Here is a 12,713-nt window from a genome sequence, read left to right as displayed (position 1 = left end):
AACAACTAAATAACTCAATAACCATCACGGATTAAATGACATATTTTTTCAAAAAATTTAGATTCTATTTTAAATAAAAAGAAACAAAATGTAATTTTTATCGATTTTAAGTTAAAAATAAAATTATTTTTAGTAATTTTACCCTAACAAAACAACACTCATAATTTAATTCTATCAAAGCCCCTTACAAAATTTGATTGTCGTTCTTAAAAAGTAGCCGAAAATGAAAAAATTATTTTTCAATCAAAAAGGAATCGAGCAGAAACAACAAAACATGGCTCAACTTCCTTCTCAACAATTACAAGAGGAGCTTCTAATTATGTTGTATGATACAAAAAATTGGGTTATAACTAACTTCATTTTATCTAAGCATCAATTAGAAAAACTAGAAAATGCACCAGAGGCATTTCTGAGAAATTTCAGCCTTACATCGATGAATATTGTTTGCAATTAATCGATTGAAACAGGTTTTAACAGAAAAATCAAAAATAAAAAATCCAGAAATTACTTTCTGGATTTTTTTTATTTCTACTAATGATTTTTCTCTAAATAGGTTCTAAAATAACCACATTCATTGATTACGTCTTGATAGTATTGGGTATCACTATACAAGGTTGCCAGTTCTTGGAATCCTTTCCATTTTTTAAACATCGGATCATCCCATCCTGCACCCCAATAATAATCTTTATTTTGATACTGATTCGCATAAAACTCATTGCGCTCTACTTTTGCTTCCAAATAGGCAATTTTTGCTTTTTGTTCCTTTGTGGTTGCTGCTTTCTTAGCCAGGCCGTAATACTTCTTGGCCAATCCCATATTTAGTAAATACTTTCGCTCCGAAGGAGAAATGAAATTTCCGTATTCATTCACTAATGCATTATAATAAAACACACGTGCATTTCCGTAATATGTCCCATTGTAAAAGGCATTTCCTACTAATAATGCATTATTAAATACATCCTCTCCTTTGGTTACTTTATCTTGCATTTCTTTAATTTTTTCTAAGAAACTCAATTTAGTATATTTCACCGTCTGTCTAGCCTCGTGATCACAATCGTTACAATCTTGAATTTTACCATTAAATGGATTACCCAATAGTTCTGTATTTTTATACGTTTTCACGTAAGGTTCTCCACTATATTCATAGGCTGCTGTAACGGGCTCTGCCTTTTTCATTTCGACGATTGCTTGCTCTATTTTATCTTGATAAAACAAATTAATTGCTCTTCTTTCGTAAATATCACTGAGATTATAAGCATACTTACTGACCATCAACTGCTCAAAATTAGTTTTTTGAGTAGTCAATAAGAATTTTTCCATTTTTATGGTATTCTCTACTTTGCCATAAAAATCTAAATTGGAAAACATGATTTCACTCATCACACTATTGCCTTGTTCTGCGTAAATAGCCGCTAAGTATTGGCGCACCCAATGCATCGCATAATCATAGCGGAAAGGATCTTCCCAATTGGTATGTGGCATAATATCGTTGTATATCCATTGCATATCGCTAAGAATGGACTCTTCAGCTTTAGCATCCACTTTCTTCATTTGAGAAATGCGGTTAATCAATCCAAATAAGCGAATTTGATTTTCAACCAAAACATTTCCTTTCGCTTCTTTTTTTGCTTTTACTAAAGCAGCGTCTGCCTCCTTGTATTCTCCTTGAAAGATGGCCAAATAACCACTTGCTAGCAACCACAAAGCTGGGTTGTCTACTTTTTCAGGTTGTTTTGCTATTTGTTTGATCCAATCTAACCCTGGCTGATCAATGGTTTTCTTCAAACTAGCAAAATATTCTTTGCTGCTTTTGAATGATTCTTCTCTAAATTTTAGCACAGCAGCTTCTTGTTGATTCACCCAACGCGTCAATAAGAAATTAGCATGAGGACTTTTACTATCTACGGCAATAATTTCTTTTAAAGCATCGATAGAATTCGTGTAATACCCTTGCATAGCCCAAAGTGCCGCTTGCACTTCTTTAGAAGAAATGGTTTCTGCAACTTGTTTTACACTTGCAGCATCCATAGGTTTATAGTTGTACAAAGCCACTTGACGTAACGAAGGACTACCATTAAAAACTTCGGCATATAATACATTGGATTGATTGAAATCACCCGCCTGATAATAAGCGCCTGCCACATAACCTAACCCTCTATAATACAAAGTGTTTTTAGGTTGCTTGGTCGCACTTTCATTAAAAAAAGCAATAACACTAGCTCGATTTGTCGAGTAGAATTTTGCTTTCAACACTTGAAACCACATTCTATTCGTAAAAAAAACATCTTTACTCTTGAGATTTTTATAGACTTTCTCTACTTGCTCTGCTTGACTTTCTTCCATTACATTTGCTACGTAGGATTCGTAATCCCAATAGCTGTAACTATCATTTGAATAATTTTCGATCTCTTTGGCCTGATATAAAAAAGTAACAAAATTCTGGATACGCTCGTCTTTTAAGTTCCAAGTTGTTTTCTTTTTTCCTTTTAAGTTAGCGTATAATTGATCGATCTCTGTCGCATACTCTTTACTAGACAACAGGTATTTTTTTATTTCTACCTGGTCTAATTTTCCTTGTAGATAGGTTGTCCATTCTGCTACGATATCGTCATTGAACATCGAGGCATTATCCATGTATCCTCCGTTGTAAAAACGATCGTATGGAGCAAAAAATAAAGGTTTATAAGATTCATCCACAAAGGCTTCTGGCGTAAAATTGGAAATGCTCGAATAGCTCCACCAGCCATCAGCACAACCATACGTGTAAATACCCGTTCCCAATAGGGCGGTAAGGCTACTTACAACGTACCATTTCTTTAAAGATTTCTTGATCATAGGAATTGATGTTTTTTGAATTTAAGTCGTATAATATTATTTCTTTAGGACATGTACCCCTTGCGCGATACAGATCTTCTGTCATTTCTTGTATCTGTTCAGCGGATATACTTTCCACCTTTAGCCTATCTCCTGGCTGAAAAACAAAGCCAAAGGCTGTGACTTCTTGAGTCACTACAAATTGATGATCTTTAAGCTGTTTGATCTGAGGTTGTTTTTGCAAATCTTGTATTCTCAAGCGACTGATTAAGCGCAGGACCTGATCCTTTCTACTGTGAACGACCCAAGAATAAATAGGCAGTGCAAAATCTAACTCTAACGGATACTCTTTTACCCCACCAATGTATTGCTGTGCAATTTGGCGATCGTAAATAGAGTTTAAAGAATCTGAAGCAATTCGCCCCATATTGTAATACATCAATACGCCTCGATCAACATTGGGAATTCCTGTTTTCGACGCGTATTTCACTTGATGTAAGCGAATGGTTGCTGATATTTTCATTTCTGTTTCTTTGCGCAGTTGATCGATTAAAGCAAAAAAACGGTCTTTGCTAGTTAGAGTCCAATCGCAATCAATTTGAATTTCTTGGCTATCAACGTTGTTTTTCTCATTGATTTGCAACACGAAATCGACCAATTGATGAGCCAGTTTTTTCACATCTAATTGTTCACTGAGTACCACTTCATTTTTAATATAGACCACAGGAACCACTTCTAACAGAGGAACGGTATCTTTGAATACAACAGGCGTAATAGGAATAGCTGTTCCATTTTTTAATCCAATATCAAAATAGCGAACATAGAGCTTGCTAACAGCAAGATTTTTTAATGCATCTCTTTCCACTTGATCTAAAGAAAAAGTAGTTTTCCAATAATAAAAAGAAAGCTTTGGAGGAGCTTGAGTAGAAGTATTCCTACAAGATGTGCTTAGTACTAACAACATCAGTAAAATCATTTTTTTCATAGCTGTATTGAAGTCCTTTGACCTCATAAATGAGGCCATCTTCTTCTAGCAAATGTACAGATAAGAATGTATTTATATCTTGTGAGGTCTCACTATTTTTCAGTATACTTCAACATTTTTTTAAATAAGAAAGGACCTAAAAAGAATAAATCCTTTTAGGCCCTTTCTTGTAGTAATTTGAGTTTTTACTTTATTCTTTCTTCAGTTAGTTCAAATCCCCAATCTTTTCCTTTTAACACAGCAGGTACTCCTTTTACCATCCAAACTGGTGCTTTTGCATCCTTCAGATAATAATCAAAAAACTGCTGTTGGCGAATTTGAATGTCTTTTCTATTCTGACGTTTCATCAAATTGTGTTCATCCCCGTTGTAATTCAACATCCATACTGGTTTTTCCAAACGACGCATCGCCATAAACATTTCAATTCCTTGATACCAAGGCACTGCTCCATCATTGTCGTTATGCATAATAACCAAAGGTGTTGTTATATTAGGCACTTTAAACAAAGGCGAGTTTTCAATGTATAAATCATATCCTTCCCAAAGTGTTTTACCAATTCTGCTTTGTGTTTTTTCATATTGAAATTGACGGCTCATTCCTGTTCCCCAGCGAATTCCTCCATAGGCAGAAGTCATATTGGCAACTGGAGCACCTGCCCAAGCCGCAGCATATCGATCCGTCACTGTTACTAAATACGTTACTTGATATCCACCCCAACTTTGACCTTGAATTCCTATTTTATCACCATCTACCCAAGCATTTTTCTTCAGAAAATCTACTCCCGAATTAATGTACTCTTCTGCAGCTTTTCCAGGAAATCCATCGGTATAACTGATATCTGGCGTAAAAACTAAATATCCATTACTAACAAAATAGGGAATATTTAAACGAGAAGGCGTTGGAGCAGGTGCTTCATAGCGATTTAAATTATCAGATAATTTCTCATAGAAATACACGATCATCGGATACTTTTTAGATGCATCAAAATCTTCTGGTTTAAACAAAACTCCTGTTGCATCGTATCCATTAGGTGTGGTCCAATGTATCAATTCATTCGTACCCCAATTGTATTCTTGTTGTTGCGAATTTAGTTGACTTATCTGTGTCATTTGATTCAACTGTGCTCCTACATACAAATCATTTGAATGCGTAAAATTCCCTTTAGTAAGCGCATAGATTGTTGCATTTTTCGCTTTAGTTAACGAAGCAAATCCACTGTAGTTTTCTACAACAATTTTCGTTGGATTTTCTGTTTTTTCTAAATTTATTTGAAAATACCCCGCCTCTTTGGTTTGATTGTCAAAGACTGTAGCTATCACTTTCTCTTTCTTATTGAATGACTTCTTTTCGTCGTCCAATTGCAGCAAATCGAAGGTAAGATTATGTTGACGTCCATAGCCGTTCGTAATCATACGAGGCGCTTTATTTCCCTTCAAATAAAACTCCCATATATCATAACGATCACCGATGAGTACTGATTCATCATGGTCTGTCCAGCCTTTAATTCCGTAGGCAGAAGGAAGATCTGGCATATCAAATTCTTCTTCAGCGAAGGATACAGTTACTCCTTTGTTCAATTGTTTAGTCTTACTTGTTTTCACATCATATACATACCAATTTGCCTCTTGACTATTGTAATAAACTACAGCGGTTCCTTTAGGTGATATTGTAGCTCTTCCTGGTAAATCTTTGACAACTTCTGTTCGTTTTCCTGTTTGAACATTCACAAGATAGTATGAAGACACTCCTGAAATATCCCATTGTTTTTCCACACGTCTTCCGTAATCTGAAGCTTGAAATACAAGAGTTGCATCCCCTTCATCAACTAGCGAAGTATAATTTGTTGTTTCATCAGCTAGTGCAACAAGCGCACTTCGCTTCACTAAATCTACAGTAGCTAAATAGGATTTTTTCAAATCTTTATCTAGATTAACAAGCTGCTGTGGTTGTAAATAATCTTCCTTATAATGCCAAATATCAACTATAGCGTGATCGTCAGCAATTAAAGTGGTATCCTTGGGAATAGTTTGAGGTGCTATTCCGAAGTACAATCTTTTTCCATTTTTACTGAATTGAGGCGTATAATTTTCAGATACAACCCATTTTTCTGGCATACCTTTTCCTGTATTTTCAATCAGTACTTGTGCTGGCTTTGGTAAAATTGCTTGATAAATAGCATAATTTTTAACTAATGCTTTTTCATCATCTTGAGTATACGTAAAAACGACTTGTTTCCCTTCTTTATCTAGATTAAACTGTGAGAACTTTCCTTCCCCTAATAGCAAGACAGACTTTTTCCCTGTTTTCAAATTCAAAGCATAAGCACCATATTCTTGATTTACAATAGGAGCTATTGCAATTTCCTCCAGGGTATCTTTATTTTCTTCTTGCGTTTTCTCTTTATTTTCTTCTTTTTTCTTTGCCTCAGGATTAGCTGTGACATAAACAAGATAATTTCCTATTTCGTCAAAATGATAGGATACCACATGAGAGATACGTTCTTCACTTCCTGTTTCTAAATGACGAACGACTAATGTTAAAGGCTCATTTTTATCCGCCTTTTTATCAGCTTTTTTCTTTTTCCCACCAAGGGTATCTTGTTCTTTTTCCAATAAGTAAGCTAAAACACCACTTCCTTTTACTGGCAATTTAAATGACTTAACTTGTGGAATCTTGACAATCGTTTGTTGAGTTAAATTGTATATTGCCAAGGAATCTTTAGCAATTTCATCTTCTTTCTTCTTTTTATTTTTAACTGCTTTTAAATCAGAATAAGTCGGTCGAATTGCAAAAACCATAAATTTAGAATCGGCAGTAAACGCAACTTGTTCTCCCCGTGGAAAAGCTTCTTCTTTTTTTTGTTGTAAAAAATGAATTCTCAAGGTTTTGTCACCTTCTTGTTGAGCAATTTGGTAAGCAATTGCCTTTCCGTCGTTAGTAAATTGCTTATTGGCAACAGTCTCCCAGCGATCGTATACCCCGTGATCTAAAGGTTTTTTCTGTCCATACCCTAAGGTGGCTGTCAATAACAACAAACCGATTCCAAAAGGGGATAATCTATTCATTCGAATCATTATATAGGTCTAAAATGTTGATTTATGTATTTTTATCGAAAGGTACAAGATATCGCATTAAGATTTATCTCGCAAATGCATTAACACCTCAGCCTCAATCGTTCCAGCCAAGTTTAAATGATATGTAAGGATTTAACTTATTTCACTAGGCTGTTCGGAAATGATTTTCAGGTTTTAGTACTAAAAAAGGGATAATAGTTGCCTATTATCCCTTATATATTCTATTTTTTTTTGCATTTATGCTTGTAAATCTTGTATAAAAACCTCTACATCGGTATCAAATGTTGGTTCTTGAATAAGCTCTAACGCCATGGTCGTCATTTTTTTAAAGTGAACTTTGGTATAACTTCGACCAAAACTTTGCTTACAGAAATCTCCAACGATTCCAAAAACGCCATTAATTTCTACTTCTGTCACTTCTTTTTTATCTGCATAACGACCTCTTAGCACTGCTGCACCGACAAAAGCCCCTATTTTCACCACCATATCTGTATTTAAGACTCCTTTTTTATCCGCTAAATACAATAATTCATCTAGGTTGTGATGAATCAATGTCTTTATATCCATAATCTACGCTCTATATTAAAACACAAAGTTATAAAAACAATCTGGAAAAATTTAGCTAATAAAAAAAGCTTCTATCAAATAATAAAAGCTTTGTAGTTTTAGTTCTTTTTAAAGTATAAATACACTTTTTCGCCATTTAAACGTTTATAATCAGATAATCTATCTTCAATTCTAAGGTATCCTGCTTGAAAACCTATTTCTAGTTTACCTCCATAATGATTTTTTCTTCTATACTCTCTTCTTACAACTACACCTTCATCATTAAAAATAGGTTGTAAATAACCATCATCAACTGAAGTACTTAAATACCCTGGACTAACAAGTTCATTCTTTTGCATCAAACGTGGAAATGCAAAAATACTCAAGCATTCTTCTTTCTTGTCAATAATTTCTGGTCGATAATTATTATACGTTATAGAGTCTAAAACAGCTCCTGTTCTATGTACTACTAAATGATCACTACCTTTACATTTTGCTGCGTCAGTAACTAAACCTACTTTTCGATCACCAATCTTATTTCCCACATACTGATATTTACCTGTTACTAATTCATCCAAATTAGTTAATTCTGTATAAGGTTGAGAAAAAATAGGATCATTAGAAGATGATTTATTATCGTCACTTGAACAAGATGCTAGGGCAATTCCGCCTAATAAAATAGCTATTATCTTTTTCATTTCGCTTTGGTTTTATCAATTAAGAAAACAAATATATTCTTTTTTGTATGACTAAAAATAAAAAAGAGTCTAAATAGACATTTAGACTCTTTTTTTAACAAATATTTTCTTAACCTATACGTGTAATGCGCGGTTTTCAGTCGCAGCTAAAGCTGCTTCTTTAATCGCCTCTGCAAACGTAGGGTGAGCATGAGACATTCTTGAGATATCTTCTGCTGAAGCTCTGAATTCCATAGCTGTTACAGCTTCTGCAATTAAATCAGCAGCACGTGCACCTACCATGTGAATACCCAATACCTCATCTGTCGTTTGGTCAGCGATAATTTTCACTAATCCATCTAAGTCACCACTAGCACGAGAACGTCCTAAAGCTCTGAAAGGGAAACTACCTACTTTGTAAGCAACGCCTTCTGCTTTTAATTGCTCTTCTGTTTTACCAACAGCAGCAACTTCCGGCCAAGTGTATACTACCCCAGGAATCAAGTTGTAGTTGATATGTGGTCTTTGACCTGCTAAATATTCCGCTACTAAAACTCCTTCTTCTTCCGCTTTATGCGCTAACATCGCTCCACGAACTACGTCACCAATTGCATAAATATTAGACGCTGTCGTTTGCAAATGATCATTTACTTCAATTTGTCCTCTTTCAGTAACTTTTACTCCTGCTTTTTCAGCATTCAATCCGTCTGTATATGGACGACGACCTACTGCTACTAAAGTGTAGTCTCCTTCTAATGTGATGATTTCACCTTTTTTATCTTCAGCTGAAACTTTCACTACATCACCTTCACGTACAACACCTTGTACTTTGTGTGAGGTGTAGAATTTCATTCCTTGTTTCTTTAGTACTTTTGTCAATTCTTTAGAAACAGCTCCATCCATTGTAGGTAGGATGCGATCTGCAAACTCTACAACAGAAACTTGCGCTCCTAATCTTAAATAAACTTGACCTAATTCTAATCCGATTACTCCACCACCGATAATGATTAAGTGTTTCGGTACTTCAGGAAGTTTTAATGCTTCTGTAGATGTGATGATACGCTCTTTATCTAATTGAATAAAAGGCAAAGTTGACGGTTTAGAACCTGTAGCAATAATGGTGTGTTTTGCTTCAAACTGTTCTACAGAACCATCGTTTTTCGTTACATTAATTGTAGTTGCATTTTCAAATGATCCAACTCCTTCGAATACTGTAATACTATTCTTGTCCATCAAGAACTTTACTCCTGAACAAGTTTGGTCTACAACCGCTTGTTTGCGCTCGATCATTTTTGTTAAATCTACTTTTACATCACCAGCAATTTCGATACCGTGTTCTGCAAAGTGTTTCATCTCCTCTACCATATGAGAAGAAGCTAACAAAGCTTTAGATGGGATACAACCTACGTTTAAGCAAGTTCCACCTAAGGTTGCATATTTTTCTACGATTGCAGTTTTAAAACCTAATTGGGCACAACGGATTGCTGCTACATATCCACCAGGCCCTGAACCAATTACAACTACGTCAAATGAATTCATATTTTTTTAACTTTTTGATGTTTATATACGATGTACAAATGTACGCTTTCTAAAATAACTCTTTACACGTTCAAGTGTTGTTTTTATTATAAAAAATCGTTTTTGTACTAACAAATAACTTTTAAACTCTTTTGTGCGACTTCGATTACAAAATGGTTGGTATTAAATTCATAATATTCTCCATCAATTTGTGCTCCGTTCTTTGGACTGTTGTTAATTTCAACCTCAATCTTTGTGGTTTGCACATAATCGGTACGTCTAAATTTTTCTGTTTTTTTCAATAAAACATACAACCCAAAGGTCAATTGTTTTAAAATTCCAATTTTTGGGACCATTAAATAATCCAACAATCCATCTGTTAAACTCGCTTTAGGTGTCAAACTCATATTATATCCCATTTCGTTGGAATTGGAAATAAATAACAACAAGGGATTAACCTCTTTGGTGATACCATTGTAGGTTACGCGCATTTGCTTAGCCTTATAATGTTGAGCAGAATTCAAGGCTGCACGAATATAGGAACCCAATTTTCGCTTGCCTGATTTTTCGTATTGTTCAATAATAGTGGCATCAATTCCAAATCCCATATTACTAAAGAAATACTCCCCATTTAGCACCCCTACATCCATAGTGACAACGGATTGTCGTTGGATTACCTCAAGTGCTTTATCAATATCCTTTGGAATTGACAAATTAGAAGCCAATCCATTCCCTGAACCTACAGGCACTACGCCAAAAAGCACATCTTTGTGTACTAACTCCGTAGCTACTTCGTGAATAGTACCATCCCCTCCACAAGCAACAATAATAGTAGCTCCCTGAGCTAATGCTAGTTTTGTTAGTTCAATAGCGTGTTTTTTATGCGTGGTCAAATGAACCACCACTTGGTATTTTTCACTGGGAAAAAACGTTTTAATATGTTCTTCAGTAATATTGTGTTTACCTTTTCCCGAAATAGGATTTACGATAAAGTGAATATGAGTCATATAACGACAATAAGGGATTGAAACAAATACTAATGATTTGCGTTTTATTTTTATTGTAACAAAAAAGCCAACTTATGTTGACTTTCTATACGGTTGGTCCTTCCCATTCCGTAATTCCTCCAAGTAAATTAAAGGTATTTTCAAACCCTAATTGGTTCATCAACATACACGCTTGGTTACTTCTTCCTCCAGCTTTGCAGTATACATAGTAGTTTTTTGTTTTGTCCAATTGCTCTACTGCATCTAAAAAACCTTGTCCTTTATAGATATCAATATTCATTGCATTGGGAATTGCTACTTCTTCTACCTCTTCATCAGTGCGAACATCTAAAATAACAGCATTGCTATCTTTTTGATATTGTTCCCACCATTGTTCTTGTGTTAAATCCATTTCTGATTACTTGTTATAATAGCTTCAAAGATAAAGTTATTTTGTATTTTATCTATTATTTCGCGCTAAAAAAAGACTTTTAGTAGGATTTATTGTTTTACTTTGTCTTCTTAAATACAAGAAAAATTTTATGTCTTCACACCACATCGTTCGAGATGATCAAGAGCCTGCATTGATTATTGCCAATGGAGCAGCTTGTAGTCAAGATTTACTAGATCAATTATTGGAGTGGTCCCCTTATATCGTCGTATTAGACCAAGCCATAGAACGAGTTATTGAATTAAATATTAAAGTCGATGTATTGATTGGCGATTTTGACCGAGATTTTGATCCTTCGATTTATCTGGCTAAACAATATCCGTTGGAAATTGTACACAGTTCGGATCAAGAAACTACAGATTTGGAAAAAGCACTGAATTTTCTACTTACTAAAGGAATAAAAGCAGCGAATGTAGTATGGGCAACGGGCAAAAGAGCTGATCATACTTTTACGAATATTACCACTTTGGTTAAATATCGCGATAGCATGAAAATTGTCATTCTCGATGATTATTCCAAAATTTTCAGATTGCCAAATACCTATAAGAAATGGTATACAAAAGACACGATTCTATCGTTAATTCCCGTTGGTAAGGCAGGAGGAATTACGACTACAAATTTACATTATCCCTTGCAAAATGAGGAATTAGCATTGGGTATTCGAACAGGATCCAGCAATAGTGTTGTTGAAGATGGAATTGTAAGTATCACGTACGAAAGTGGAGATTTGTTGTTAATGGAATGTACGGATTAGAGGGTGTTTGTTGAGTTGGTGAGTTGGTGAGGTAGTGAAATCTCTGATAACCTTTAGATTTGCTTTTGCGTTTTTTCGCTAGTTGCTTTTTCGCCAGATTATCGATTAAAGAATATATATCCTTAAATCAGAAAATTAACCCATAACTGATAACCCATAACTGATAACTGATAACTGATAACTGATAACTGATAACTGATAACCCATAACTGATAACCGTTCACTGATAACAGAAAGGGTATTCCATTGCTGAAATACCCTTTTTATTTTAAAACAAAATTTCTAATTCACTATTTTCCTAAGAAAATTTGGAAACCTAGAGATAATCCTAATCCGTTATGTGCAGAAGCACTTGCTTGATTAGATTTACTGTAGTTGTATCCCACAATTGCTTCTAAAGCAACATTACGGCTTACAAAGTGAGAATACCCTGCATTAATGTTAAATGCAAACGATGTATCACTTTCACCTGCAATTTCTGCACCTGAAAGACCAATAGCACCTTGTCCAAAGAAACGTCCTGTAGCACTAGCTCCTTCTGGGAAGTAGTATCTTGCAAATGGCATAACTTTATAACTCCAAATGTTATCGCCGTCTTTTACTGTTTGAAACCCTGTTCCAATTTCAAGACCAACTGCAATTCCATCCGAGATAAAGTAACCCGCTCTTGGTGTTACATTAATATTGAAACTTTCTTCTTCAAAACTATAACCCGTAGATCCTAGAGCACCTCCCACAATCCAGTTTCCTTTTTTGATTGGTGTTTCTCCAACTTTCTCAGATAATTTTGGTGTTTCTACTAATTTACCTTTGTCTTGTGCCTGTGCAATTGTCATACTTCCTAACAATACTGCTGCAATCAATGTAATCTTTTTCATCTTTTTTGCTTTTTTTAATTCTACCTATTT

General features: G+C 34.8%; 11 protein-coding genes. 2 read left to right on the top strand and 9 right to left on the bottom strand.

The window, feature by feature from the left end:
• The first annotated feature begins 223 nt into the window (after window positions 1–223).
• A complete protein-coding gene (locus tag HX004_RS08065) occupies window positions 224–454 on the top strand; it encodes a hypothetical protein (protein ID WP_286441944.1) in 231 nt (76 codons plus the stop codon).
• A 77-nt stretch (window positions 455–531) separates the two neighbouring features.
• Here HX004_RS08065 and HX004_RS08060 read toward each other — a convergent pair whose 3' ends face one another.
• From HX004_RS08060 to HX004_RS08025, 8 genes are all read right to left on the bottom strand, one after another.
• Window positions 532–2,835, bottom strand: coding sequence for a hypothetical protein (locus tag HX004_RS08060; RefSeq protein WP_286441943.1), 2,304 nt, complete (start codon window positions 2,833–2,835; stop codon window positions 532–534).
• Window positions 2,795–3,826 carry a hypothetical protein gene (locus tag HX004_RS08055; protein WP_286441942.1) on the bottom strand — a complete coding sequence of 344 codons (1,032 nt, stop codon included), beginning with the start codon at window positions 3,824–3,826 and terminating at the stop codon, window positions 2,795–2,797. Before HX004_RS08055 ends, HX004_RS08060 begins: the two co-directional genes overlap by 41 nt.
• 158 nt (window positions 3,827–3,984) lie before the next feature.
• The gene (locus HX004_RS08050) at window positions 3,985–6,864 is read right to left on the bottom strand and encodes an alpha/beta hydrolase family protein (protein ID WP_286441940.1); all 2,880 of its coding nucleotides are present in this window, start codon (window positions 6,862–6,864) and stop codon (window positions 3,985–3,987) included.
• 246 nt (window positions 6,865–7,110) lie between these two features.
• Window positions 7,111–7,440: a hypothetical protein gene (locus tag HX004_RS08045; RefSeq protein ID WP_286441939.1), complete on the bottom strand. Its 330-nt coding sequence runs from the start codon at window positions 7,438–7,440 to the stop codon at window positions 7,111–7,113.
• A gap of 98 nt (window positions 7,441–7,538) precedes the next feature.
• Window positions 7,539–8,117 carry a hypothetical protein gene (locus HX004_RS08040; RefSeq protein WP_286441938.1) on the bottom strand — a complete coding sequence of 193 codons (579 nt, stop codon included), beginning with the start codon at window positions 8,115–8,117 and terminating at the stop codon, window positions 7,539–7,541.
• 114 nt (window positions 8,118–8,231) lie between these two features.
• Window positions 8,232–9,635, bottom strand: coding sequence for a dihydrolipoyl dehydrogenase (gene lpdA, locus HX004_RS08035; protein ID WP_286441936.1), 1,404 nt, complete (start codon window positions 9,633–9,635; stop codon window positions 8,232–8,234).
• A gap of 107 nt (window positions 9,636–9,742) precedes the next feature.
• Complete coding sequence (locus HX004_RS08030; RefSeq protein WP_286441934.1) at window positions 9,743–10,621, bottom strand: diacylglycerol/lipid kinase family protein; 879 nt, start codon at window positions 10,619–10,621, stop codon at window positions 9,743–9,745.
• A gap of 85 nt (window positions 10,622–10,706) precedes the next feature.
• Window positions 10,707–11,012 (bottom strand): rhodanese-like domain-containing protein, encoded by a 306-nt coding sequence (locus HX004_RS08025; protein ID WP_286441933.1) that lies wholly within the window; start codon window positions 11,010–11,012, stop codon window positions 10,707–10,709.
• 130 nt (window positions 11,013–11,142) lie between these two features.
• On the opposite strand from HX004_RS08025, the gene HX004_RS08020 reads away from it, so the two are divergent.
• Window positions 11,143–11,805 carry a thiamine diphosphokinase gene (locus HX004_RS08020; protein WP_286441932.1) on the top strand — a complete coding sequence of 221 codons (663 nt, stop codon included), beginning with the start codon at window positions 11,143–11,145 and terminating at the stop codon, window positions 11,803–11,805.
• A gap of 290 nt (window positions 11,806–12,095) precedes the next feature.
• On the opposite strand, the gene HX004_RS08015 is transcribed toward HX004_RS08020, so the two are convergent.
• The gene (locus tag HX004_RS08015; protein WP_286441931.1) at window positions 12,096–12,683 is read right to left on the bottom strand and encodes a putative outer membrane beta-barrel protein; all 588 of its coding nucleotides are present in this window, start codon (window positions 12,681–12,683) and stop codon (window positions 12,096–12,098) included.
• Window positions 12,684–12,713 lie beyond the last annotated feature (30 nt).

This window comes from Myroides sp. 1354 (genome assembly GCF_030324495.1).
Taxonomy (GTDB): domain Bacteria; phylum Bacteroidota; class Bacteroidia; order Flavobacteriales; family Flavobacteriaceae; genus Flavobacterium.
Note: the sequence above shows the minus strand (reverse complement) of the source record. Positions and strands in the feature narration are given on the sequence as shown.

Excerpts from the sequence above, each read along its gene's own strand:
- HX004_RS08065 (WP_286441944.1), top strand. The coding sequence starts at position 224 with ATGAAAAAATTATTTTTCAATCAAAAAGGAATCGAGCAGAAACAACAA.
- HX004_RS08060 (WP_286441943.1), bottom strand. The coding sequence starts at position 2,835 with ATGATCAAGAAATCTTTAAAGAAATGGTACGTTGTAAGTAGCCTTACC.
- HX004_RS08055 (WP_286441942.1), bottom strand. The coding sequence starts at position 3,826 with ATGAGGTCAAAGGACTTCAATACAGCTATGAAAAAAATGATTTTACTG.
- HX004_RS08050 (WP_286441940.1), bottom strand. The coding sequence starts at position 6,864 with ATGAATAGATTATCCCCTTTTGGAATCGGTTTGTTGTTATTGACAGCC.
- HX004_RS08045 (WP_286441939.1), bottom strand. The coding sequence starts at position 7,440 with ATGGATATAAAGACATTGATTCATCACAACCTAGATGAATTATTGTAT.
- HX004_RS08040 (WP_286441938.1), bottom strand. The coding sequence starts at position 8,117 with ATGAAAAAGATAATAGCTATTTTATTAGGCGGAATTGCCCTAGCATCT.
- lpdA (WP_286441936.1), bottom strand. The coding sequence starts at position 9,635 with ATGAATTCATTTGACGTAGTTGTAATTGGTTCAGGGCCTGGTGGATAT.
- HX004_RS08030 (WP_286441934.1), bottom strand. The coding sequence starts at position 10,621 with ATGACTCATATTCACTTTATCGTAAATCCTATTTCGGGAAAAGGTAAA.
- HX004_RS08025 (WP_286441933.1), bottom strand. The coding sequence starts at position 11,012 with ATGGATTTAACACAAGAACAATGGTGGGAACAATATCAAAAAGATAGC.
- HX004_RS08020 (WP_286441932.1), top strand. The coding sequence starts at position 11,143 with ATGTCTTCACACCACATCGTTCGAGATGATCAAGAGCCTGCATTGATT.
- HX004_RS08015 (WP_286441931.1), bottom strand. The coding sequence starts at position 12,683 with ATGAAAAAGATTACATTGATTGCAGCAGTATTGTTAGGAAGTATGACA.